Annotated in this window: 21 protein-coding genes; 12 read left to right on the top strand and 9 right to left on the bottom strand. The window is 53.1% G+C overall.

All coding sequences use genetic code 11. The annotated features are described in order from the left end of the window. Positions 1 to 29 precede the first annotated feature (29 nt). Together VGJ94_08505 and VGJ94_08500 are read left to right on the top strand one after the other, a co-directional pair. Complete coding sequence (locus tag VGJ94_08505; GenBank protein ID HEY3276648.1) at positions 30 to 617, top strand: HPF/RaiA family ribosome-associated protein; 588 nt, start codon at positions 30 to 32, stop codon at positions 615 to 617. 123 nt (positions 618 to 740) lie between these two features. Next, a complete protein-coding gene (locus tag VGJ94_08500) occupies positions 741 to 3,173 on the top strand; it encodes a glycogen/starch/alpha-glucan phosphorylase (protein HEY3276647.1) in 2,433 nt (810 codons plus the stop codon). Between the two features lie 10 nt (positions 3,174 to 3,183). Here VGJ94_08500 and VGJ94_08495 read toward each other — a convergent pair whose 3' ends face one another. From VGJ94_08495 to VGJ94_08480, 4 genes are all read right to left on the bottom strand, one after another. Further along, positions 3,184 to 3,777 (bottom strand): RlmE family RNA methyltransferase, encoded by a 594-nt coding sequence (locus tag VGJ94_08495; protein ID HEY3276646.1) that lies wholly within the window; start codon positions 3,775 to 3,777, stop codon positions 3,184 to 3,186. Then, positions 3,770 to 4,846: a hypothetical protein gene (locus VGJ94_08490; GenBank protein HEY3276645.1), complete on the bottom strand. Its 1,077-nt coding sequence runs from the start codon at positions 4,844 to 4,846 to the stop codon at positions 3,770 to 3,772. The genes VGJ94_08495 and VGJ94_08490 overlap by 8 nt, the downstream gene beginning before the upstream one ends. Positions 4,847 to 5,108: 262 nt before the next feature. Further along, a complete protein-coding gene (locus VGJ94_08485) occupies positions 5,109 to 5,990 on the bottom strand; it encodes a carcinine hydrolase/isopenicillin-N N-acyltransferase family protein (protein HEY3276644.1) in 882 nt (293 codons plus the stop codon). Positions 5,991 to 6,136: 146 nt separating this feature from the next. Then, positions 6,137 to 6,988 (bottom strand): PP2C family protein-serine/threonine phosphatase, encoded by an 852-nt coding sequence (locus VGJ94_08480; protein ID HEY3276643.1) that lies wholly within the window; start codon positions 6,986 to 6,988, stop codon positions 6,137 to 6,139. Positions 6,989 to 7,186: 198 nt separating this feature from the next. Here VGJ94_08480 and VGJ94_08475 point away from each other — a divergent pair, with 198 nt between their 5' ends. The 6 genes from VGJ94_08475 to VGJ94_08450 all read left to right on the top strand — a co-directional run bounded on the left by VGJ94_08475 (position 7,187) and on the right by VGJ94_08450 (position 12,973). Next, a complete protein-coding gene (locus VGJ94_08475) occupies positions 7,187 to 8,902 on the top strand; it encodes a solute carrier family 23 protein (GenBank protein HEY3276642.1) in 1,716 nt (571 codons plus the stop codon). Between the two features lie 13 nt (positions 8,903 to 8,915). Further along, the gene (locus VGJ94_08470; GenBank protein HEY3276641.1) at positions 8,916 to 10,073 is read left to right on the top strand and encodes a cache domain-containing protein; all 1,158 of its coding nucleotides are present in this window, start codon (positions 8,916 to 8,918) and stop codon (positions 10,071 to 10,073) included. Further along, the gene (locus VGJ94_08465; protein HEY3276640.1) at positions 10,000 to 10,962 is read left to right on the top strand and encodes a PP2C family protein-serine/threonine phosphatase; all 963 of its coding nucleotides are present in this window, start codon (positions 10,000 to 10,002) and stop codon (positions 10,960 to 10,962) included. The genes VGJ94_08470 and VGJ94_08465 overlap by 74 nt, the downstream gene beginning before the upstream one ends. 108 nt (positions 10,963 to 11,070) lie before the next feature. Next, positions 11,071 to 11,418, top strand: coding sequence for an STAS domain-containing protein (locus VGJ94_08460; protein ID HEY3276639.1), 348 nt, complete (start codon positions 11,071 to 11,073; stop codon positions 11,416 to 11,418). A gap of 117 nt (positions 11,419 to 11,535) precedes the next feature. Further along, entirely contained in the window at positions 11,536 to 12,342 is an 807-nt protein-coding gene (locus VGJ94_08455) for an acetoacetate decarboxylase family protein (protein ID HEY3276638.1), read from the top strand. 1 nt (position 12,343) lies between these two features. Next, complete coding sequence (locus tag VGJ94_08450) at positions 12,344 to 12,973, top strand: DJ-1/PfpI family protein (protein HEY3276637.1); 630 nt, start codon at positions 12,344 to 12,346, stop codon at positions 12,971 to 12,973. A gap of 66 nt (positions 12,974 to 13,039) precedes the next feature. On the opposite strand, the gene VGJ94_08445 is transcribed toward VGJ94_08450, so the two are convergent. Together VGJ94_08445 and ilvA are read right to left on the bottom strand one after the other, a co-directional pair. Then, positions 13,040 to 13,414 carry a metallopeptidase family protein gene (locus tag VGJ94_08445; GenBank protein HEY3276636.1) on the bottom strand — a complete coding sequence of 125 codons (375 nt, stop codon included), beginning with the start codon at positions 13,412 to 13,414 and terminating at the stop codon, positions 13,040 to 13,042. 53 nt (positions 13,415 to 13,467) lie between these two features. Then, complete coding sequence (ilvA, locus tag VGJ94_08440; protein HEY3276635.1) at positions 13,468 to 14,709, bottom strand: threonine ammonia-lyase; 1,242 nt, start codon at positions 14,707 to 14,709, stop codon at positions 13,468 to 13,470. A gap of 287 nt (positions 14,710 to 14,996) precedes the next feature. Here ilvA and VGJ94_08435 point away from each other — a divergent pair, with 287 nt between their 5' ends. The 3 genes from VGJ94_08435 (at position 14,997) to VGJ94_08425 (ending at position 17,755) form a co-directional block, all read left to right on the top strand. After that, on the top strand, positions 14,997 to 16,580 hold the full coding sequence (locus tag VGJ94_08435; protein ID HEY3276634.1) for a FapA family protein: 1,584 nt from the start codon (positions 14,997 to 14,999) through the stop codon (positions 16,578 to 16,580). 168 nt (positions 16,581 to 16,748) lie between these two features. Then, the gene (locus VGJ94_08430) at positions 16,749 to 16,985 is read left to right on the top strand and encodes a hypothetical protein (GenBank protein HEY3276633.1); all 237 of its coding nucleotides are present in this window, start codon (positions 16,749 to 16,751) and stop codon (positions 16,983 to 16,985) included. 287 nt (positions 16,986 to 17,272) lie between these two features. After that, positions 17,273 to 17,755 carry a hypothetical protein gene (locus tag VGJ94_08425; protein HEY3276632.1) on the top strand — a complete coding sequence of 161 codons (483 nt, stop codon included), beginning with the start codon at positions 17,273 to 17,275 and terminating at the stop codon, positions 17,753 to 17,755. Between the two features lie 74 nt (positions 17,756 to 17,829). Here VGJ94_08425 and VGJ94_08420 read toward each other — a convergent pair whose 3' ends face one another. The 3 genes from VGJ94_08420 to VGJ94_08410 form a co-directional block, all read right to left on the bottom strand. Further along, the gene (locus VGJ94_08420) at positions 17,830 to 19,053 is read right to left on the bottom strand and encodes a DUF3300 domain-containing protein (protein ID HEY3276631.1); all 1,224 of its coding nucleotides are present in this window, start codon (positions 19,051 to 19,053) and stop codon (positions 17,830 to 17,832) included. Between the two features lie 104 nt (positions 19,054 to 19,157). After that, positions 19,158 to 20,789, bottom strand: a complete 1,632-nt coding sequence (locus VGJ94_08415; GenBank protein ID HEY3276630.1) for a mechanosensitive ion channel domain-containing protein — start codon at positions 20,787 to 20,789, stop codon at positions 19,158 to 19,160. A 174-nt stretch (positions 20,790 to 20,963) separates the two neighbouring features. Next, the gene (locus VGJ94_08410) at positions 20,964 to 22,097 is read right to left on the bottom strand and encodes an MBL fold metallo-hydrolase (protein ID HEY3276629.1); all 1,134 of its coding nucleotides are present in this window, start codon (positions 22,095 to 22,097) and stop codon (positions 20,964 to 20,966) included. A gap of 177 nt (positions 22,098 to 22,274) precedes the next feature. Here VGJ94_08410 and VGJ94_08405 point away from each other — a divergent pair, with 177 nt between their 5' ends. After that, positions 22,275 to 23,729, top strand: a complete 1,455-nt coding sequence (locus tag VGJ94_08405; GenBank protein ID HEY3276628.1) for an ATP-binding protein — start codon at positions 22,275 to 22,277, stop codon at positions 23,727 to 23,729. Positions 23,730 to 23,787 lie beyond the last annotated feature (58 nt).

Genomic DNA, 23,787 nt, shown 5'->3' with positions numbered 1-23,787 from the left:
CAGTTATATTGCCAAGAAGGAGGAGGAATATGGTACTTCCTTTGCAAATCAGTTTTCACGAAGTGGACAGGTCTGAAGCCCTGGAAGCCCGGATAAGGGAAGGGGCGACGAAATTGGACCGGTTTCATGAGACCATTATGAAGTGCAGGGTCGTGGTCGAAGCGCCCCATCGACGCCATCGGACCGGAAACTCCTATCATCTGCGAATCGATGTCAGCGTTCCCGGAAAAGAGCTGGTGGTGGACCGTGAGCCGGGCGACCGGGACACCCACGATGACGTCTATGTCATGGTCCGTGATGCATTCGAGGCAATGGAGAGGAAGCTGAAAGACTATGACCGGAAGAAGCACGGAGAGGTGAAGCTCGATCTAGCCGCGCCTCATGCAAAGGTCGTCCGGCTGTTTCCCGAGGAGGGCTATGGATTTCTGGAGTCTTTCGATGGAAATGAGCTCTATTTCAACAAAAACAGCGTTCTTAATGACGGATTCGGACGTCTGAAGGTAGGTATGGAAGTACGGTACCGCGAGGAGATGGGAGATAAAGGACCCCAGGCGAGCACGGTGGCAATAGTCGGTAAGGAGGCAAGTCATACTGAAATGACCCACTCGCTGGATTAACGGACAAGAACTCCACCCCGGGCAAGATCGGCCCGGGGTCTTTAGAAAGAACGGCCACTCTTGCAACAATAGGTCCGCCATGATATCATAAGCCATGTCACGCGGAAGGGGGGCCTTCTCCTGATGGCAGGGGATAGGAACAGCATAGAACAATCATTAGTACGCCACCTCACACTCGATCTTGGTAAGGATATGTATTCCGCCACCGAAAGGGACAAGTTTCATTCCATTGTCCTGTCGGTAAGGGACCCTCTTGTCAGGCGATGGATCAGAACGCAACAGAGATATTACGATGCCGATGCAAAAAGGGTCTATTATCTCTCTTTGGAGTTTCTTCTGGGCAGGCTTCTGAGAAACTATGTCCTCAATCTCGGTCTTTCAAAAGAATACGGTAAAACGATGGATCTCCTCGGCCTCTCTTTCGAGGAGGCCATGGAATATGAGCCTGACGCAGGGTTGGGTAACGGCGGATTGGGCCGTCTGGCTGCGTGTTACATCGATTCCCTGGCCACTCTTCAATATCCGGCCTATGGGTACGGCATACGCTACGAGTACGGGATCTTCTTTCAGCAGATCAAGGACGGCTTTCAGGTGGAGGCGCCAGATAGCTGGCTAAGATATGGGAATCATTGGGAATTTCCGAGGCCGGAGCTGCTCTACACCGTACGCTTTTATGGAAAAATACGCACCGCGGCATCAGGTGGAGGAAAGTACCGGATGAAATGGGCGGGGGGCGAAGAGATCATGGCCATGGCCTATGATTATCCGGTCCCCGGGTTCATGAACGAGACGGTGAATACCCTTCGTCTCTGGGCCGCCAAGTCAACCAGGGATTTCGATCTTGATTACTTCAATAGCGGAGACTATTTAAAAGCCGTGGAGGACAAGGACCGGAGCGAGAATGTCTCCAAGGTCCTCTATCCTAACGATCAGAACATTGCCGGTAAAGAGCTGAGGCTGAAGCAGCAGTATTTCTTCGTCTGTGCAACATTGCAGGATATCATAAGAAGGTACCGGAAGTCCCGCCAGACCTATACACAATTTCCCGATAAGGTAGCGGTCCAGCTCAACGATACCCATCCCGCGATCGCGGTAGCGGAGTTGATGCGACTTTTGGTTGACGAGGGTGGGATTCTCTGGGAAGATGCATGGGCGATCACGAAAAAGACTTTAGCCTATACGAATCACACAGTCCTGCCCGAAGCCCTTGAAACGTGGTCGGAGGGTATTTTTGGAAATCTTCTTCCCCGTCACCTCCAGATCATAAAAGAGATCGACAGGAGATTCCTCGTCCAGGTGAGCGACCGGTTTCCGGAAGATGGGGGAAAAAAAGAGAGGATGTCGATTCTTACAGGGGCAGGAGAGCAGGTCATCCACATGGCCCGGCTTGCGATGGTGGGAAGCCATGCGGTCAACGGGGTTTCGGAGCTGCACACGGACATCCTCAAAAAATCCGTATTTAATGATTTTTACGACCTCATGCCTGAGAATTTCGAAAATGTCACGAACGGCATCACGCCCAGACGCTGGCTTCTCCAGGCAAACCCTCACCTCGCCGACCTTATCACCGAAGCGATCGGAGACCGGTGGATTACCGATCTCGAAGAGCTGAGGAAGATAGAGCCTCTAGCAGAGGATCGCGAATTCTGCAACAAGTTCTCCCGTATAAAAGAGATGAATAAGGTGGCCCTTGCCGATTATGTCTATAAGGCGTACTGGCTTTCCTTTCCTTCCGACTATTTTCTCGATTGCCAGACCAAAAGGTTCCATGAGTATAAACGGCAGCTCCTCAATGTCCTCCATGTAATCACCCTTTATAACCGGATTCGTGAAGGAAAGGTGACGAAGGCGTTCCCGCCGCGCACGATTCTCTTTGCCGGTAAGTCGGCGCCCGGATACTACATTTGCAAACTTATCATTAAACTCATTCACAGCCTTGAAGCGGCAATCGATGCGGACCCCCTGGTACGGGAAAAACTGGCCCTTGTCTTTGTCCCTAATTATGATGTGAGTCTTGCCCAGCGCATCATGCCTGCCGCCGAATTATCCGAGCAGATCTCTACGGCAGGGTATGAGGCCTCCGGAACGGGTAATATGAAATATACCCTTAACGGCGCTTTGACCATCGGCACTCTTGATGGGGCAAATGTGGAGATCAGGGAAGAGGTGGGGGAAGAAAATTTCTTTCTCTTCGGCCATAAGACCGACGAGCTTGTGAGGCTGCGCTCTTCTTACAGTCCCGGAAGGTATTATGAAGAGAACCGGGAACTCAAGAAAGCCATAGATCAGATTTCCGGGGGCTATTTCTCGCCGGGCTCACCCGACCTGTTCCGTCCCGTGATCGATCCGCTCCTTCGGAGCGATCCTTATTTCGTGCTTGCCGATTATGCCTCCTACGTGGAATGTCAGGAGAAGGTGAGCAGCACCTACCGCGACAAGACCCTCTGGACGAGAAAAGCCATTCTCAATGTCGCCCGAAGCGGGAAATTCTCGAGCGACAGGGCGGTGCGTGAATATGCGGAGCGCATCTGGGGCATAACGCCTGTCCCGGGTTAGCAAATAAATTCTATTTTTTTCCCGTACAGATAAAGTACATCTCCGAGCTTACCCTTCTTGATGCCGCCGGTTTAAAGATTGCGACTTTCCTGAACATCTCCTTCAGTGTTTTATCCGCTCCCTTGAGCGAGTCCGAGAAGAAAGATTTGATGAGAAAGTTCCCTCCTCTTTTAAGGCAGGCGCTCACGACCTTCAGAACAGCCTCGAACAGTTCATCCACGTTCCGGTCATCTACCTCCCGGATACCCGACATATTGGGTGCGATGTCGCAAGTAACCACATCGTAGTGAGGGATCGAGAGGTCTTCGAGGAGCGTCCGGGCGTCAATAGACCTGATGTCAAGGGTGAGGACGGTGATATTCTTCTCGGGCAGGGGAGCGACGGGAAGTATATCGATACCCACGACCCGACCGCCCTCTCCGGTCAATTTTGAAATGATCTGGAGGAAGCTTCCCGGCGCGCATCCGAGATCCAGAACCCTGTCCCCGGGTCTGATAAGGGTGAACTTATCCTGAATCTCCTTGAGCTTATAGACACTTCGGGCCCGGTAACCATCCTTTTTCGCTTTATTAAAGAACGTATCTCTGACGATAAATTTACTCATAGGGGTTCACGATGAGCTCCTGCCGGGGCTCAGCCCGGTTCTCTTTTGATTCAAGGGTTTTACTTATAAAAAAAGCGAGAGCGCCCCGGGGTCCTTTCTCATGTTTCAATAATTCCATGAGGGTCATAAAAGAGTCATACCTCCCGGATAAATAATAAATATATGCATAATCTTCTATAAGCCTTGTCAGGAACGGGAGCTTCGCCTTCAATGGCTCTGTTTCAATGAGTTCCGTCAGAAAGGTCTCCAATTTCTCCGTCATCACCTGGGGCGGCAGGAGGATATTCGATCCTGTGGCGGAGGCGAGGACCTCTTTGTCTGCCTCCATCGTATCCCATGCCAGAGAGAAAGAGTGGAACAGGTCGTCCGACAGGACCTCGCTCACGGGCAGCGGCGTGATGTCGTCCGGGATCTGCAACTCATAGAGGTCCCTGGGCCTCTGCACCCCTGTTTTGAGGTTCAAAGCGAACTGCTTTATCTGTCTCACGTCTTCCTCGTGACGATGGGAAAGAGCCTCTCCTTCTCCGATGAGACAGGCGGCATAGGCGGGAGAAATCTCCACGAGGACGCTGAGCCTGTCTGTTGCGTCCCGATACTCGGCAATAATCGCCTCGAATTCGGAACGGGCAAGGGGCGCGAGTTTCAGGTCGGTGAGGCCATCATATAAGTGGAGCATGGCATTCACGAAGATATAGTAATTTTTCTTTACCTCAAAGGCGAGAATTACTATCCGGGTGTTTTCCTGATCGTAATTCGACATAAAAGCCTTGTGCTCTTTTTTATCTTCTATGGCCTTTAATGCCGGTTCCCCGGCGGGTCTCGGCTCTTCCACTCTGATCCCCACGGTCTTGAGCCTGAAAAGCGCCTTTCTGATAAGCTTTTGAAGCTCCTTATCCGTCTCACCGGCGAGGAGGGCAATAAAACATATCCCAGCTCTCTCGTCCCGCACCGACGCGAGGCCCGTCACCATCTCTTTCCGTCCCTCCGGGGCCAGGCCGAGATAAATCTCCCTCAATCGTGAAGGATCATCGAGGTTTTCTATATAAGAAGTTCTGTCGTTTTTTTCCATCCTATTCCATTATGGGGGACAATTATTCAGCCTCGCGTCGCCCTCATGTTTATGTCTTCCCGCCTCACACGCCTCACACGAACTTTTTATTGGGGCTCACGTCGCCCCCTCGACGGGCAAAAGCCCGCCGAGCCTCCCCCCGCCTCAGGCGCCTACTGTTGGTCTCGCTCGCCGTGCGAGTTGGGGCCGCGGTATTGTTTCGTTCGACAAGGTTCCATCTTTCCGCCTCACACAGATTTACGCATTACACGCATTACACGCCTTATTCCACCGCCTCGCTCCAGAAGGAGCGGTCGAGCCTCAGGTCGTATTCCCTTTCCGTCTCGTCGGCGCCGAAGAAGCCGACATGCAGTTCTGGAGGGGCTGCTTTCGGCAGCGATAAGATCCAGGAGGCGAGGGTCCGCTCGGAGCCTGGGGGTCCGCCGAACCTCAGTATGGCATCTTCCGTACCGGTGCCTCTATCTTTACTTATGCCTATGAAAGTGTCCATGGTCAGGGGGCCGGCAAGGCCGGTGAACGCGCCTGCGAGCCGCTCAAGCCTTAGTTCGCTGTTCTTCCTCATTTTTTTATTAAAATCGATGAATTTTTGTTGAATATAATGATTGGTATGGAAGAGAGTTCCGTTTTCTGCAGTCCTTATCAAGGCGTCCCCCTGGGGAGGAATTTCGGCCAGCGCAATTTTGTGCCGATCCGCGATGAGATAAAAGATGGGAAAGCCTTTCTTGAACGCGAGGGGCGCAGACAGAAGGGCATCGACCGTTTCGTATCCGGTAAGTAATGCTTCCGTAATCCGTTCTGCCGAAGGGTTCATCCTGGAGTCCGAGATGGTCTCGGGGGCAGCGCTTACCACGGCAAGACCCTTTTCGTTTATTCCCGCTACCGGCCCCTGGCCTTTCTTGGTATGGAGCGGAAAAAGGCCCAGGTAGGGAATGCCCTCCCTGGGAATTACCATGCGAAATTCGCAATGCACCGGTTGCCCGTCATAGTTTTTTCCCACCAGCGCTCCGCCGCCCTCTACGGAATTTCCGACGGCGCCCCAGAGGGACGAACCATGAGCGGGTGAAGAGGCGAAGGTAATGAGGGAAAGGCATGAAAGGAGCCACAGGAAGCTTCCGCAAAAAGAGATACCCCTATTCGGCCCCATCGTCTTCCTCTGTCGTAAAGGAAAGACGCCCTTTGCCTTTAAAAGAAGAGATGTCGGTGTAAAATGAACATTTTTTGAAAAGTATACGTAAATCATGGATAACATGCGATATAATACCATAGTCGGCCCTGTAAGGGCAGTTTATCTCACATCAGTCCATCTTCGGGGTCGTGAGGGAGTGCCATGTCCAGGACCGTCCGGACCTCCATCCGTTCTCTGGTCATTCGGGCCGTGTGGGCCTTGAGGTCAAGGACCAGGACCGTAACATTATCCATGCTCCCCTCCCGTATCGCCCTGTCCTTTATGGCATCGGCTCCCTTCTGGGCTTCCCGGGCCTCCCGGATGACTGCAATCACTATCTCCGGAGTAAGAACATCCCACACGCCGTCGCATGCCAGAACGGCATAATCGTTCTCTCTGCCCAGGAGGCCGGAGACGATGCGCGGCTCGGAGGTGACGAAAGGCTTGAGATCCCTATCCCCAAGGGCCCGGGTCATCGCGAGAAAACCCATTACACGCGGTGTCCCGAGATGGGTGATTACCCCGCCGAGTGATTCTATCCTTTCCCTTTCTTCGGGCAAGTCCGGCTTGTGATCGAGGGTCAGAGTCTCAACGCCTGATCCGGTGCCTATTATTACCCTTGAATCTCCGGCGTTGGCGGCTAAGAACCTCTCTCCCATGAGAAGAAGGGTGGCTGCGGCGGTCCCCCCCTGGATACCCTCATGGATGATGTACTCATCCACGGCGTTATATGCCTCTCGCAGTAAAAGAATTTCGTTGAGGCGATCGAAGGCAGGCTTCTCCTGTTCCTCGTACCATCGGTTCAGAAAATGGGGGGTAAGCATCTCCGAAGCGAGGCGGGCGGCCTCCCTGCCGAGATGACCGTCATAGACTTCGGCACTGAAAAGAGGAAGATCGGGCCCTCCATGGACCGCGTGGTGGTCTTCCATGTTGTCCCTCATTCCGATTGCTTCGCTGATACCGACCTTAATATCCATGTGTCCCGTTCCGGAGGCCTTTAAATGAACGTAAGAAATATTGCCTTACATTATGATAATGAGCCTCGCGAAGATTGTAAAGGCAATACCGCGAGACTCCCCCGTCTATCCGAATTTCTGTGGGAGGTAGAGGGATGAGCCTTCCTGATTCATTGACAAAAAGTTTTTGATAGTGGTAAGAGTAGAACAAGACCCTTTATGGCCAAAAAACCGACTAACCTGATCTATGGCGTGGATGACAGGCCGCCAGTTTTTACGACCCTTATATTGGGTTTGCAGCATGTGTTCGTCCTGTTTATCGCCCTTATTTTTCCCGTGCTTATAGTGCGACAACTGGGAAGCTCGATAAGCCCTGATTGGGCGAGGGGCTTCATTAGTCTTTCCATGATTGCGGGGGGAGCGGCAACGGTCCTTCAGGCCTTTACGAAGGGACCCGTGGGATCGGGCTATCTTTGTCCTTCCGTGTGCGGACCTTCCTATTTTGACGCGTCAAAGATTGCCGCAGCCACGGGAGGATTGCCCCTTCTTTTCGGTATGACGGCCGTGGCCGGCATCATCGAGTGCCTGTTTTCGCGGGTCATACACCGGCTGAGGGTGCTCTTCCCCTCAGAAGTCACGGGCGTGGTCGTTGCAATGGTGGGGATAGTGGTGATCCCTATCTCGGTGAAGAATTTTTTCGGCTATGAGGCGGGAGACCTTTCTCTTCGCCCGGCAGAGATCAGTACCGGCCTCGTCACTTTTTTTGCAATCATTGCGTTGAGCGTGTGGAGCAGGGGTAAGTTAAAGCTTTACTGTACCCTTGTAGGAATGGTCGTCGGGTACGGGATCTCCGCGCTTCTGGGCATTATTACCGCGGATGACCTGGAAAAGATACGCTCCGCCCCTGTCTTCGCCCTTCCCCGGCCGGATAAAATAAGCTGGGCCTTTGATTTTTCTCTTGTAATACCTTTCACGGTGGCCACCCTTTGTTCGACCTTCAAAACAGTGGGGGACCTGGTGACGTGCCAGAAGATCAACGACAGTGACTGGAGGAGACCGGATATGAACGCGGTTTCACGAGGTATCCTTGCTGACGGGCTGGGCGGGGTGATACCGGGAATTATAGGAGGCTACGGACAATCGACTTCGTCGTCCAATGTGGGCCTTTCGGTGGCAACCGGAGCGACGAGCCGCGTGGTGGCCTTTGCGGTGGGCGCTATTTTCATATCCCTCGCCTTCTTCCCGAAACTGGCGGAGCTATTCCTCATAATGCCCAAACCCGTAATCGGAGCAACGCTCATTTTTGCCGTCAGTTTCATGATCGTGGCGGGATTTCAAATCATGATGTCAAGAATGATGGATGCCCGCAAGACCTTCGTGGTCGGCGCCTCGATCATCTTCGGCTTAAGCGCCGATATGGCGCCGGAGCTTTATCGAAACGTCCATCCATGGGTAAAGCCCGTATTCGCCTCCTCCCTCTCTCTCGCCACGATGGCCGCAATTCTCCTCAACCTGCTTCTGAGGATCGGCATTTCACGACAGGCGGTACTGGAGCTGAATGTGGCAACTGATTCCTCGGAGAAAATATTCGAATTTATGGAGCATCAGGGGAGAAGCTGGGGCGCCCGTCCGGAAGTGATTCACAGCGCTGCCTCCGCCTTGAACGAGTTTCTTGAAGGAGCCTCCCTTGTCGAGGTGAAGGAAGGGAAGGTGAAGGTGAAGGCGGAGTTTGATGAATTCAAGCTCGATATGACGATTTCCTATCGTGGTGAACCCCTGGAGCTTGCCTTATCCCGGCCTTCAAAGGAGGAGTTGAAACGGGAAGCTGCGGCTTCCACGAAGCTGTCAGGTTACATGATCCGCCAATACACGGATGCGGTGCGCCAGGAAAAGAGGGACGACATGAACCTCCTCTTCCTCCATTTTGAACATTAATCTGAAGGCGTCGATGCTTACTTCCTTCCGTTCAAAACTACTCCTCCTCATCATCACTATCCTTACCGTGTCTTCCGCCGCGATTATGGCTTTTACCGTAGTGGAAGTGACGGAGACGATGAGCAGGACGACGAGACAGGCAGCGCGCGACCAGCTCCGCCTCGTGAAGCTGGACATCGAGAACGAGCATCGGAGCATCGTCTATCATAAAGAGTATGCCCTTCTCAGGTACAAAGAGCAGCTTAAGAACCTCACGGCCCTGGCCCTGACGCATATCGATGGATATTATGCCCTTTACCGGGCGGGATCGCTCACGGAGGGGGAGGCGAAGAGATTAGCCGCCGAATCTCTTCGAAATTTTAAATTCGGAAACAACGACTATTTTTTTGTCTATGATCTGAAGGGGATGAATATCTCTCACCCTGATCCGGCACTCTACGGAAAGGACCTTTCCCTGTTTCGGGACGTGAAGGGAAAGTACGCGGTACGGGACATCATCCGGACCGCTCTCACCAAAGGGAGCGGATTTGACTCATTCTGGTATATACGGTTGGGAGAAAAAGAGCCGGCGGAGAAGCTGAGTTATGTCGAGCTTTATAAAAAATGGAATTGGGTGGTGGGCACCGGTGTGTACATCGATGACATTACACGTGATATGAACATGAAGATCGAAAGGGTCGTGAAAGGCCTCGAAGAGACCATGGGCAGAATGCGTATCGGGCAGACCGGCTATTTCTTCCTCTTTAACGGTCAAAAGAAGATGCTCCTCCACCCTGCCCTCAAAGGCAAGGAGGCGGCACAGGTAAATGACCCTGCCCGGGTGATCCTCCATTATGATGAGCTTATAAAGGCTTCAAAAAACCCGGGATTGCCTTTGATATACCTTTGGGACAAACCCTCGGGGCATGAGGGCGATTTCCGTTTCCTCAAGGAAGCCTATGTCGATTATTTCCCTCCCCTTGACTGGTATGTGGCCGCCTCCGTGTACAGGGACGAGATTGACCGCCCCGCCAGGGTCTTGGTGGGATGGCAGATAGTTTTCACCGTGACCGGTCCTTATTGCAAGCTGTATTACGACCCTTTTCCTGGTAAAGAGAATGACGGGAAGTCTCAATCTCCTCGCCTTCTATGCGCGACAACTCTCTTATACGGATTTCACCGACATCCATGAGGCGGGCGCCAGGATCAAGGCGATTGCCATGAAATCAAAGGATGAGGTTTCACGGCTCGCGAAAGCGCTCGCCTTCATGACAGGGTCGCTCACTTCACATATAGAGAAGCTTAAGGAGGCCACGGCTGCGAAAGAGAAGATCGAAAGTGAGCTTAAAATCGCCCATGACATTCAAATGAGTATGGTCCCTCATCCTCCTGAGCTCGCGCGTCACGACTTCGAGTTGGCCGCCCATCTTGAGCCGGCAAAAGAGGTGGGGGGAGATTTCTATGATTTCTTCTTTACCGGTTCACGGCACCTCTGGATAGTCATAGGTGACGTCTCAGGGAAGGGGGTCCCCGCCGCATTATGTATGGCCCGTGGAAAAACCGCAATAAGATTGCTTGCCGCAGGGGGACAGGGCGTTCAATCTCCTTCGGAAATCCTCTCGAAAGCGAATGTGGAGCTATGCCGGGAAAACGATCAGGTCATGTTTATCACTGTCTTCCTCGCTGTCCTTGATATGGAGACCGGAGAGCTCCGCTACTCCAACGCAGGTCATAACCCGCCCTATTTGATAAATGCCGCGGGAACAGCTACCAGGGTGGACGTGAGGCCCGGGAGGCCGCTCGGCGTAAGGCCCGCCGCCTCCTTTTGCGACGAATTTCTTGTTCTGCCCCGGGGTGGGTTATGTTTCGCTTATACGGACGGCGTGACGGAAGCCATGGATCCCGAGGGGGCTCTTTTCGGAGAGGAGGGCCTGGCATTTGCCCTGGAAGGGGGCGGAGCGACATCTCCCCGGGAGCACATTATGCACGTACTTGCTGCGCTCAGACGTCATGCCGCGGGCGCCGTCCAATCGGACGATATCACCATCCTTTCCGTCAGGTTTCTCGGTCCTGCCACATAATTCGCGTTATAAAAAACCGTGGACGAAGGGGAGACAAACTGAGATAATGTGGAGAGGCACATGTGTTAAGGGCAATGGCCTGACGGAGTCGGCAGTAAAGGGAGGGACATGGAGATTACGGAATATACCAAGGGAGATGTGGTAATTCTCACTGTGAGGGGGCGGCTGGACGCACTTACGTCCCCCCAGCTCGACCAATGGTGTGCGACCCTCCTGGAGAGGGGCGTCCGATTCCTCCTTCTGGATATCCACGGCCTCGAATATATGAGCAGCGCCGGGATCAGGGTGCTGTACCGGACGCTCGGTGAGATAGAAGGGAAGAAAGGGAATTTGGTCATTGCAAATGCCGGCGAAACAATAAAAAAGGTATTCGACATGGTGGACCTTGCCTCCGATATTCCCCTATATGGCGACCTTGAAACGGCCCTCAAAGGGCTCCGGCCCGAAGGGCCTTGAAATTCGACCCTTTGTTCCTTGAGGTTTTTCAGAGTAAGTGGGGAACAAGATAATCTTTGCCTTCACGTGCGCACATTCCGCCTCACCTGAGGCGACACAGAGGAGGAGGTCAAAATTATGAGCCAAAGTACCCTGAAGGGATATATGCTCCCCCTGTCACCGGGAGGGAAAGCTTCTCTCCTGGACCCGCCCCCATGGCATTATGGCGGGGAGGCCATGCACCTCAATTTTAAGGCCGATCCGGAAAAGGTCCGTGCTCTGCTGCCCGAGCCGCTCGGTATGGGTCCGAATCCCGGTGAAGGCGCTGTCTGGTTTGTGGAATGGATATCTGTGAGCGATGCAAGTCTCGATCTCTCCTTCGTCAATCCCGAGCGTTCCATGTACAGGGAGTGCATCGTCATGATACGCTGTGATTTTGAAGGAGAACCCGGTTACTATGTGCCCTATATATGGGTGGACAACGATTTTACTCTTATGCGTGGGTTCATCCAGGGTTTTCCGAAGAAGCTTGGCCGTGTCCACATTACGAAGCTCCACGACCTGACGCCGATGGTAGGGGGGAAGAAGGGGGGCGCAAAAATGAAGGGCATATGCGCTGCCCACGAAGAAAGGATAGTGGAAGGGACGCTGGTCCTCAAGAAGGCGATACCCCCGGAAGAAGCACCTCCGGTAAAATTCTACCTCATGCGCCACTTTCCCGATTACGAAAATCCCGAAAAACCCCTCGTTCATGATATTACCATGAGTACGGTTACGAATGTGGCGGTGAAGGATGCGTGGACGGGCGAGGCCGGGGTTTACTTCATGCCCTCCCTTTTCGAAGAAGTTGCGGACCTCGGGCCTGTTCAGGCATTGGAGGGATATACCTTCAGCATCGGCCTTACCATCACGGGCGGAAAGGTCCTCCACCGGTTTATGGGCTGAGATGGAACGCAAAAAGGTGGGAATTCTGATCTTTGACGAGGTAGAGGCACTCGATTTTTGCGGACCTTTCGAAGTCTTTTCGGTGACCCGTCTTCATGAAGAGAGCCGTGGCGAGGACCCTTCTCCTTTCGAGGTCCTCCTTGTGGCGGAGAAGGCGGACCCGGTGATTACGACAGGAGGCATGAAAGTTGTGCCTCACTGCGGGATTGCCACATGTCCTCGCTTCGATATCCTTTTCATCCCCGGCGGGATGGGAACTCGCAGAGAGATGGGGAATGAGCCTCTCATCACATGGATCTCCGAGCGTGCTCGCGAGGCCGGGACCGTGGCGTCGGTCTGTACGGGTTCCATGCTTCTCGGCAGGGCAGGTTTACTCAAGGGGCGCCGGGCTACGACCCATTGGGCTCTTCTCGATTGGATGAGAGATCTCTTCCCTGATACGAAGGTGGAGAGAGACCTTCACGTGGTAGAGGACGGAAACATTTTTACCTCCGCCGGCATTTCCGCGGGGATTGATTGCGCCCTTCTGATTGTGGCCAAGTATTTCGGAGACGGTGTCTCGCGTGAGACGGCAAAACGAATGGAGTATCCTTATCCTGAAACTCTTGAGCGAAGGGTTTCCATTGTGTGACGCCCTTCACCACGGGACGCTTCGCTCGCAATAATCTTTATCATCTAAGACTGGTGCGCAGGAAACTCAGGCATAGCCGAGCTCGGCCAGTCTCTCCTCTCCCATGCCCAGAAAATGGGCTACCTCATGGACGACCGTGATCTCGACCTCCTCTTCAAGCTCCTCTATGGTGAGACAAATCTCTTCGAGAGGCTCCTGAAAGAGGAATATGGTATCAGGATAAAGGGGAGGAAAAGTGGCAAGTCGCTCCATAAGGGAAACCCCCTGGAAAAGGCCGAGAAGGGTCTCTCCCTTCGGGAGGCCCGATTCCCTGAGCATTTCCTTTGAAGGTTTTGGGAGGACGGAGATCATGATATTCTCGAGGTGCTCGCAGATTTCGGGAGGGATGCGGCGTATCGCCCTTTTTACGAGGGCGTCAAATTCCTTTTCGCTCAATTTCATCAGTGCCTCCCCATTACGAAGAACTAATTATTTAAATAGATTATAATCATCTGCTAATGTAAGACATCATCTATGGCGCCTGTTGTTCTGGTGGCTCCCGTAATGAAGCGGGAGGAGTCTCTCGTCACAAAGCCTTTGGCGCGGAGCCGGGCAAAAAGGGCCTCTCCGTCCTCCCTGGAGCGCACTTCTATCGTAAAGGTGACCAAAGTCTTCTCCAGGGGGAGGCTCTGGGTAAGCCGGTTGTGAGAGACATCGAGGATATTGGCCCTGAGCCCGGCGATAAGGGAGGTGAGATCGCGCAGATTTCCCGGTATGTCGTCCGCCACCACGTCAAAGGTCACTATTCTCCCGTTCGTAACAAGCCCCCTTCTCACGATCCTGTCGATGACGGTGAAATCGATATTTCCTCCACTCGCTACGAGGACCACCCGTTTTCCCTTGAATCGCTCCTTATGTGACAGAAGCGCCGCGAGCGGGAGCGCTCCGGCCCCCTCCACCACCATTTTCGCGCGCTCCATGAGAAGGAGCACTCCGAGGGCGACCATATCTTCCGCTACCAGTATGATATCATCGACGTATCGGATGATCATCCGGAAGGGCCTGTCCCCCAATTTGCCCACCTTGACCCCGTCGGCCACTGTAGGGCGGGGAGGGCACTCCAATAATTTTCTTTCGAGAAAGGAGCGGTATGCCGCCGGGGCCGACTCGGTGACTACCCCTATTATTTGAGTGGAAGGAGATAGGGCTTTTACTGCCGCCCCAACCCCGGCGACCAGGCCGCCCCCACCCACCGGCACGAGGATCGCGTCCACGTTGTTGAGCTCGTCCATTATTTCCAAACCTATAGTTCCTTGTCCCGCGATTACTGCATCGTCGTCAAAAGGGTGGATGAAAGGATATTGTTTTTGAGAGAGGGCGAAATCGAGGGATTGCCCCAGGTCGGCGCCTTTCAGTATCACCTCGGCCCCGTAGCCTCTCGTCGCTTCTTCTTTTATTATGGAAACCACGACAGGCATCACGATTTTTGCTTTGATTCCCGTTTCTCTGGCCGCAAAAGCAACGGCCTGCGCGTGATTCCCCATGGATGCGGTAATCACTGCATCCTCATTCATGCCTATCATCTTATTGAAAGCCCCTCTCACTTTGAAAGCCCCTGTTTTCTGGAGGTTTTCCGCCTTGATGAAGACATCCGCGCCCGTTGCCTCGCTTAAAGAACTGGACCGCATCAAAGGCGTCTTATGGATAAAAGGTCCTATCCTGTTTTGAGCCGCGAGAACTTCTTTTACGGTAATCATGACCTCTCCTTCCTCGGGTGCGAACATGTGCCGGTGCGCGAAGGCGGCCGTTCCTGATTTGCTTCGGCCACGTCCACGGTTTATCTGCATTTTACCATATTTTTTTAATTGACATCTCAATTGATACTGTTTATAAACGCATAAAGCCATTAAGGATTGAGCCGAAATTTCCGATACATGGTAAGGGGGGAGGGAGCTTGTTTCCGGGACATCAGATGACCCGGACAAGTTTCTTGTGAAGGGGAAAGCTGTGGACAGCCCGCAAGGGGAAGGGGATTTGCGACGATATGATCCATCCTGCCATTGAAGTCAATCTCGATGAAGAGACAAAAAAGGCCTTCGTCATAATTTCGGACCAGGAGTCTTATCCGGACCTGGACGATATAATTCATGCACTGAGGGAAAAGGAAATCCCCTATTGGATTGACGAGCAGAGTATCGAAAAGGCCCTGGCAGAGCACTCGACAGGCAAACCGGTGCTTGCCGCAAGGGCAGTAGACGGCAAGGCGGAAATCATTGTAGCGAGGGACGCCATGTCCGCCGAATTGGTTTTATCTCCCCCCCTCGGCGGCAATCCCGTAAGTGTCGGTGAGATAAAACAGCTCCTCACAAAGCACGGGGTTGTCTTTGGAATAGACGGGGAGGAGATCGAGCGCGCGGTGATGGAGGAAATATACAATTCTACGATCCTGATCGCGTCGGGGAAAGAGCCGGTCGAGGGAAGGGACGCTTCCGTTGAATATATGTTTACCAGGGAAACGATCATACACCCCAAAGAGATCGAATTCGACAAAGTCGATTATCGGGAATTGCAGACGGTCTTTTCGGTAAGAAAAGATGAAGTCCTCGCACAAAAAACACCGGCCGCAAGGGGTGTCGGCGGGACCACGGTAATGGGTAAGCAGATACCTGTGAAATCGGTGAGGGACATCCGTCTGGTGGCGGGTAAAAATACGCGATTTTCTGATGACGGCGCCCAGGTTTTGGCGAACATAGACGGCCAGCCCATACTCAGGGACCGGACCTTGACGGTCGAACCGGTTCTGGATATTAAAAGCGATATAGATTTCGACACGGGAAACATAGATTTCGCAGGAAGCCTTATCATTCACGGCACCATCACTGCCGGGTTTTCAGTCAAAGCGACTGAAAATATCGATATAAGCGGGGTAGTGGAGGACGCACACGTGGAGGCGGGCGGGAATGTGCTTATAAAAGGCGGGATCCAGGGAGGAAATAAGGGAATAATAAGGGCGGGAGGCAACGTGAGCGCTCTTTTCGTGCAGTATGGCACCATTGAAGCGGGGAGAGATATCCTTATAGGCGACGTCCTCCATTCCACCTTATCCGCGGGAGACAGAATTTTCGTCCTTACCGGCAAGGGCCGGATCCTGGGAGGCAAGGTATCGGCCCAGAACCTTATTGAGGCAAAGTCGATCGGTTCCGAATCGAACGTGAGGACTGAATTGAGGGTGGGATATAAGCCGAAAGAAAAAAAGCGGCTGGATGATAAGAAGAAGGAAAGATCGGAAAGGGAGGCTTCTCTTGTTGAAGTGAGAAAAGGGCTCAGAGTTCTGGAACAGCAAAGGAGGGAAAATACGCTCTCGGAGACGAAGGAAGTCCTTTACCGTAAGCTCCTCTCTGCATCTGAAGAGCTGGCAAACCGCATTGAGGAACTGCGCGAAGAAATTACCGATCTTGAGAAAAGCATAGAAAAAGGGGCCAAGCCTGAAATTAAAGTGTCCCGGGTCATCTATGCCAATGTGGGGATCGTCGTCGGCAATCTCTCCTTTGAGTCGAGAAGCGAGATCACCTGTTCGGCCCTCAGGGAGCAGGAAGGACAGATAGTAACCTCGCCCTACGTTGCCTGATTATGTGCCGGCCAGGTGGTTTTGGGAACGCCGCGGGAGTTTCCTGGCCGGCAGCACGTAGTTCTTAAATTTCTCCTTCTCCCTATTTCCCCCCCTAAAGGACTGTTTTTTCTTCTTTTTTAATGGTAGGATGAAAGGCGGCAGGTACAAAAAGGAAGGAGGGTTTAGGTGGCGAGACAGGCATATAAATCGGAAAAAAGAAGAAAAGAGATGGCGCGTCTTAAGAAACAGGAAGAAAAGCGACAGCGTCGCTTCGCCGCAAAAGCCCTGGGCGAAGAAGGCGAAGGTGAAGAGATATTGGAAGAGGGCGAAGAGGGCCAGGAAGAGGCAGGGACCGATACGGGAGAGGGCCAGGAAGAGGCAGGCGCACAGGCTGGAGAGAAAGACGCTCACCAGGAAAAATAAGGGCTCGGAGTGTGAATGCCCTTTGTCCGGTGTCCGCACTACCAAATATTCAATCGATTGCCGCGTTTCAACGCGGCTTCTATTTGCCGTTCGTTTCTAAAAAGCAAATTCATTTTTGTAAACCTGTGCAAGGCCTATGGGAGATTATCGATTGGGTGGCCGAACAGCAGAGCCCTGATCTATGTTGCGCTGGCTCGCAGAAATATTTTAGAACATGCTTCAATCGCATTGCCTGGCCAAGATTTTCGAGACAAAATGAAGAGGCTAATGTCATAGGAGGAATATATATGAAGAGACGCAAAAGCGTGGCACATTGGACCGGATTGGCGGTCTTTTGCCTGATCGCGGCCCTTGCGGCTTCCTGTAAGGGCGGCCCCGAGCATGCCGGAGAAACCGCGCCCCTCGTCGATGCTGCGGCCAAACTAATCTATTCTTATGAAATGGTGGATCACGGAAAGGAGGCGCCTGCGCCCGAGGATCTCAAGCCTCTGGGCAACTCCAGGTGGCTCGTGACAAGCATTAACCCGAAACCTGCGAAAGCCTATGCGAGCATGATCTTCAGTTTCAGGTCGGATGGAAACCTGGTCGAGACCACGGTGTACGAGGACCGCTCCGAAAAAAGCCAGTCCTTCCCCTATCATATAGTGGGCTCCACATTGCTCATCAACAGACCCAAGGGCAATGTGAACGCCCGGTTCAAGATAGAGGGAACGCTTCTTGTGATCGATACGGGAGATTCGAGTCTACTCCTCCAAAGGATGAAGAACTAAACAAAAGGCCTTCGGGATATATCATGTATCCTGAAGGCCTTTTGTTTAATATGCTTGTTCGAGCCGGTATTCGATTACCGGCGATGACCGCCAAAACCGGAGGCGCCAGAGCGACCTGTGCCTCCCCATGACGAGCTGCCTCTCGATGCGCTCATGCTTTCGCGGCTCGTCCGCCCCCTTTCACTATTCATGGCAGTCTTCTGAGCGCCATGGTCGACGCCTTCAAAAGCACTCGGCTGCGAAGTCTGGCGGGACGGCTGGCGGCTGTCCATGCCCGCGCCCTTACCGGCATTTTTTTGCCCATAAGACGCCTGTGATCCGGTCTTGGCTGATCCTGCCCCGGAGTTTGGACCTTTCTGATTGGAAGAAGGCCGCGTCTGCCCGCTTTTATCGTCGAAGCCCCGGTAATTCTGCCGGGCATCGGCGTTTCCTCTCGGCGTCTGCCCGTATTTCTGTGCCGAACCGTTATCCCGGTAAGCCACCCCTTTCCTGTGATCGGGGTCATGCTGCCATTTGTTCGTCTGAACGTTCGTGTTGTGTATGTTGGTATTATTCACATTGACATTCTTGTTCACATTTACATTCACATCGCCCGTATGCCAGTTGCACGACCCCCAGCCGCTGCTCCATGCTGCCCCCACCGCCACTCCAAGACCGAAGGAGACCATGCTGGTGGCCATCATTGCGCCGGGAGGATATACAGGATAAGGCGGATAGGCAGGGTACCACCAGGGGCCGTAGACTACCGCGGGATCATAGGCGGGAACATATACGACAGTAGGGCTCGACGGCACTATTTCGATTACCTGTTCTTTCACCACCACTTTCTGTTGGGTTGTGGTTGTCAGCTTGCCCTGTGCGTAGGCTTTCGACCGTAATTTCTGGACCGTATCCATGACCTGTTTCTGTTGTGCCAGAAACGCGTCGCCCACCTTTTGGGTCCAGTCGAGCTTCTCACTCATCATTGCCAGTACGTCAGGGAAGGAAACGAGGGCCTTGACGCTTTGATCCCAGGTTTGCTTATCCAGTTTGGCGTTCAGGGCATCGCCTTTCAGTCCTTTGTTGCCTTTGGCCCATCGGTCCGCCTCCACCACTTCGAGGGGATACGTGGCAGCCATGAAAAGCTGGGCAAGGAGGGCATCGGGGTAGAGCGCCACCGGAGCCAGCATCTGGTCGAGTTCCTCCTGCTTAAAGGTCCCTTTTTGGGCACTATCGCTTTCCGAGTAAGCCGGCGGCGCCATGAGGAGGAGAGCAGCCATGCCGATAAAAATCCATAAGAATACTCTTGTGATTCTCATAAAACCTCCCTTTGGTTTCGCAGATGGACCGTCCGCCCTTTCTGCTCCCTCTGATTTTATCTTCCCTGTACGGCCAATTGTCCTGCTTTCCCATGAAGGAATGCTCATGTATCGGACTTCTTCTTTTCGTCTTCTCCTTCGGCCGGCCCTTTTAAGGCTGCTGCCCAATTGAGGGCGGTTGGAAACGCCAGGGGAGACCCGGTTTTTTCCGCGAAGCTGACAATTGAGAGGAGGAGCTCTTCCTGAATTGCAAGAAATGTCTCATACCCGCTCTCCAGAATATACGCAAATACGTCTATCACAAGGGAGGAATCGGAGATGCGCAGGAGGTTCGCCCTCATGCTCGACTCTTCAACCTTGGGGTGCTCCATGAGGATCTGCCTTATCCCGGAGAGGAAGTCCGCGATGCGGGGGGAGGCAATACCAGGCTGAAGGTTGATTGTGTGATGAAACACTATTTTATCACGGAATGCGAAATTTTCCAGACTCATTGTAGCAAGCTGTCCGTTCGGGATTGAGACCATGGTTCGCTCGGGAGTACGCAGATAGGTGGAACGAAGACCTATGCTCTCCACGGAGCCCATATAGGCGCCTGCCTTGCAGAAATCGCCGACTCTTATGGGCCGGTCTGAAATGATCATGATCCCCCCGAAAAGATTCTCGAGGGTTTTCTGAGCTGCGAGTGCTATGGCAATACCGCCTATCCCGAGACCCGTAAGGGCGGCGGTGATGTTGACCCCCGCGAAGTAGAGGATGATAAGGAAACCCGCAATCACCGTGAGCGCCTTCGAGAGCTTGCCGAGAAGCTCTATCATGGCGAGTCTTCCTGACGCAGTTGCGGTCCATTGCCTGTGTTTGAGCCTCACCACCACGTCGATCACCCGGACGGCGAGCCATGTGATTCCCGCTACCGTGAGGGTCAGGGCCGCGTAGGTCCAGAAGAGGCTGATCAGTACGGAACGGGAAAAGAAGGAGATAGCCCAGATTGCCAGGGCCAGGATAAAAATGCGAAGAGGACCGGTAAGCGTCATGACGTGGTCTTCGTCGCCGGTTTTCGCAATTTTTCTGATCAGGATCAGAAAAAGCGGGGTCACCAGCCGGGTGACCAGGGTGGCCACAAGAATCGAAAGAGGCGCCATGAGCAGGATATAGAGCCACTGCCAAAGAGGAAACCAGAGGACTACGATATCGGTCATAAATTTGGGAAAATATCTTTCGAATAATTTGGCGCCCAGGGCATCGTAAAACTCGGGAATTTTCGCGAGCGTCTCCGACGCAAAGAGCCATACAGGCGGTTCATTCCCGCGCTGAACCCTTTCAAGCGTCACATCGAGACTGTTGGAGCCTGTCTCGATGGTCCCCACCAGTTCTTTGGATGGGGGAAGGTTATCATCCAGCCTGCCTTCGGCTTTCGTGCTCAATATCCCCAATCCTGAAAATCCCCTTTCGAGGACTACCTGCAGCTCATCGACCAGCTTGTTTGCCCCTCTACCTGCCTTCCTTGTATCGAGGTATTTCAGCGCTTTCTCGTAGTCGCCTTTCCGGGCGGCCATCATAAAGCCGACAATGGTTCCCTGGGGCGTGGTCCTGCCCAGCGGGTCGCTCGAGATTTCCGAAGGCCGCGCATTATCCCCGGTTTTCAGGGTCTTTGATTGCAGGATCCCCTGGGCCCCTGATGCGGAGGCGAGGACGGCGAAAAAGATGATAAAAGCGGCGAAGCGGGCCATGGCCCTCATAACGGCCAATAGTTTTTCCTTTCCATGGGATTCCGGGAATACGGCTATCCGGCGGTTAAATACCCTAACATTTTTTCAAGCGCTGCTGCAAACCGGAGGCGAGGGGAACGGGACATTCGCGATGGCATCCAGAGGTCTTCGGATTATCCGGTCAACTTCTCAGGGTGTGGGAGACTATCTTCCGGCTGCCGCGGCCAGACCGGCTGCCGGCAAAACACCGGTTCCTGCATTCTCAACGGGGAGAAGAGTCCCTAAATCCATTATCAGGTAACGTGAGGGGTTCAGATTGAGCAATTCCATCTTCCTTTTTAATTCGACTATGGGATACCCCGCGGGTTCCGTACTGATTTGGAAGGTTCCCCAATGGGTGGGAATAAAATATTTCGCACCTAAGTCCTGAAAAGCATCGAGCGCCTCATCCACGTTCATGTGGGCATAATGCATGTATGCCCTGGGATTGAGGGAAGTGGTGGGGATAATGGCATAGGTGATGGAGGGAAATAGTTTTCCGAACTCTTTATAACCCGTAAAATATCCGCTATCGCCGCCAAAATAGATAGTGACCTCAGGTGTCACGATCATATAACTCGCCCAGAGGGAACTGTTCGTACTCTGGGTCATACGCCTCGACCAGTGCTGCGCGGGCAGGCAAAAGACGCGCACGTCGTTGCCTATATCGGCGCTCTGCCACCAGTCCATTTCCTTCACATGGGTTTTATTCATCTTTTCCACGTGCTTTTTGAGCCCCAGGGGAACGATGACCTTCGATTTATCCGACAATTCCTTCATGCTCCGCACGTCAAGATGATCATAATGATTGTGGGAGAGGAGGATATTAACTTCAGGCGAGATCCCGTTTATCTCTTCCGCAGTAATAGCGGGCGGGGTCAGCCGTTTCGGAAGGAGCGCCCTCTCCGAAAATATGGGGTCGGTGAGTATGTAGATGCCCCGCACGCGGATCAGAAACGTGGAATGGCCTATCCAGGCGATAAAATCACCGGAAGGCGCGGCCTCTATCCGATCTTTGAGCCCGGGGACAAACCGGGGCTTGAAGTCCATCTCTTCCTGCGTATAGAGGGTACTCTCGGAGAAGGACATCTTGACCAGTCTCAAGAAACCACCGTGCTCCTGGTCCATCCATGGGTTAAAATACCTTCCGTCCTGGAAATGGGGGGCGTAGAGACTACCGGGTTTTACCGCTTCAACTTGTTCTCTCCATTTGGCCTCATCGATGGAAGCGGGATAATGGGCGCAGGAGAGCAGGAAGAAGAGGACAGCGAGTACGAGAAATTGTGTACGGGATTTCAAATTCACAACCGCCACAGTATACCCGTTACTCCCGACAGGATCAAGCCCCCCTGAAGCGCGGCTTTTCCCCAGCCAGAAGATTTGGTATACTGTGAGTGTCGGTTAATGGACGTGGCCCTACGGCTTCCGAAGAAGACTATAACCAGCAACGTGATTCTGACCTGGAAGGGGGATGCCATGAGAGAAGAAGAGCAGGAGAAATCAGCCCTTTCCGCGATCGAAATGTCTCGTAATTCTCTCCCGGAGCAGAGGAGGAAGGAGGCTTCCGGCACGGCAAGGACGGCTTTTTCGCTCTTTCTGATTTCCGTCGTTGCCCTTTCCACCATGTCCGCCTATGAGCTCCTCAACCAGAATTTTTTTCCGGCCTTCACATTGAAAGGTATTCACATAATGTCCGTTCTCCTTGCCGCTTTTACTGCTCCCGCCATATCCTATCTCATGCTCGGGAAGTACCGGGATCTCCTCAAAAAGGACGCGGGCGAAACGGCGGGCCGCGAGCGTATTGAAAGAGCTCTGCGACAAAATGAGGAGCTTTACAAAGCCGTGGTGGAAAATGTGGCCGACGGGATCGCTATTACGGTCGGGACGGAAAGGGTTCTCGTGAATAAGGCTTTTCTGAAGATCCACGGTCTGGACGAATCTTCCCGGGTAATTGACCATCCCTTTGACCAATTCATTGTGCCCGAGGATAAAGAGGCAGTGAAGGAAAGGGTTCGTGCCCGCCAGAGAGGAGAGAGCCTTGACGGAATGGCGGAATACAGAATCCAGAGGCCTGACGGTGAGATGCGCACTCTTCAGGCATCAGTGGGAATGATCGACTACATGGGTCGTTCTGGGACCCTGGCGGTACTCCGGGACATTACGAAGATCAAAAAAGCAGAGACGAGAATCCTGCAGTTGAATCAAGAACTTGAACAGCACGTGCGGGACCTGGAAATCGCCAACAGAGACCTGGAAGCCTTCAACTCCATGGTCTCCCATGATCTGCGTACCCCCCTTGTTACCATACAAGGTTTTTCGCGCCGCTTGTGGGAAAGGTGCGGGGAAAATCTTGACGAGAAGTGCAGGTATTGGCTTACTCTGATAAGGTCGGACGCCGACAGGATGGGGCACCTTATAGAGGACCTTCTCGCCTATTCCAGGCTCGGAAGGGAAGCCCTGCAATTCAGCAAGATTCCCATGGGAAAACTCGCGGATAACGTGGTACAGGACCTGAAGCTGATCTATCCCGAAAGCGAAGCGACGGTTTCCCCTCTCCCGGATGCATTTGGCGATGAGCGGATGGTGAGGCAGCTTTTATCAAATATTATGTCGAATGCATTCAAATTTTCTTCCCATGGGCAGAGGCCGTTCGTTGAAGTGAGAGGCATGCAAGGGGCAGAGGAGAATGTCTATTCCGTAAAGGACAACGGCATTGGATTTGACATGAAAGAGAAGGAGAGAATGTTTGATCCATTCCATCGCCTTCACACCCGGGACGAATTCGAGGGGACAGGGGTGGGACTTGCTATCGTCAAGCGTATCGCACTCCTTCACGGGGGAAGGGTTTGGGCGGAGAGCCTGCCCGGTCAAGGCGCAACTTTTTACTTCACTCTCCCGAAGGAAACTCATATCCTTTCCGAGAGAGAGTGAAAAAAGGTTCACCGATAAATGCTGAGAGCGTAAAGGGACATGACGACAAATCCAACAA

This window comes from Syntrophorhabdaceae bacterium (genome assembly GCA_036504895.1).
Lineage (GTDB): Bacteria > Desulfobacterota > Syntrophorhabdia > Syntrophorhabdales > Syntrophorhabdaceae > PNOM01.
Note: the sequence above shows the minus strand (reverse complement) of the source record. Positions and strands in the feature narration are given on the sequence as shown.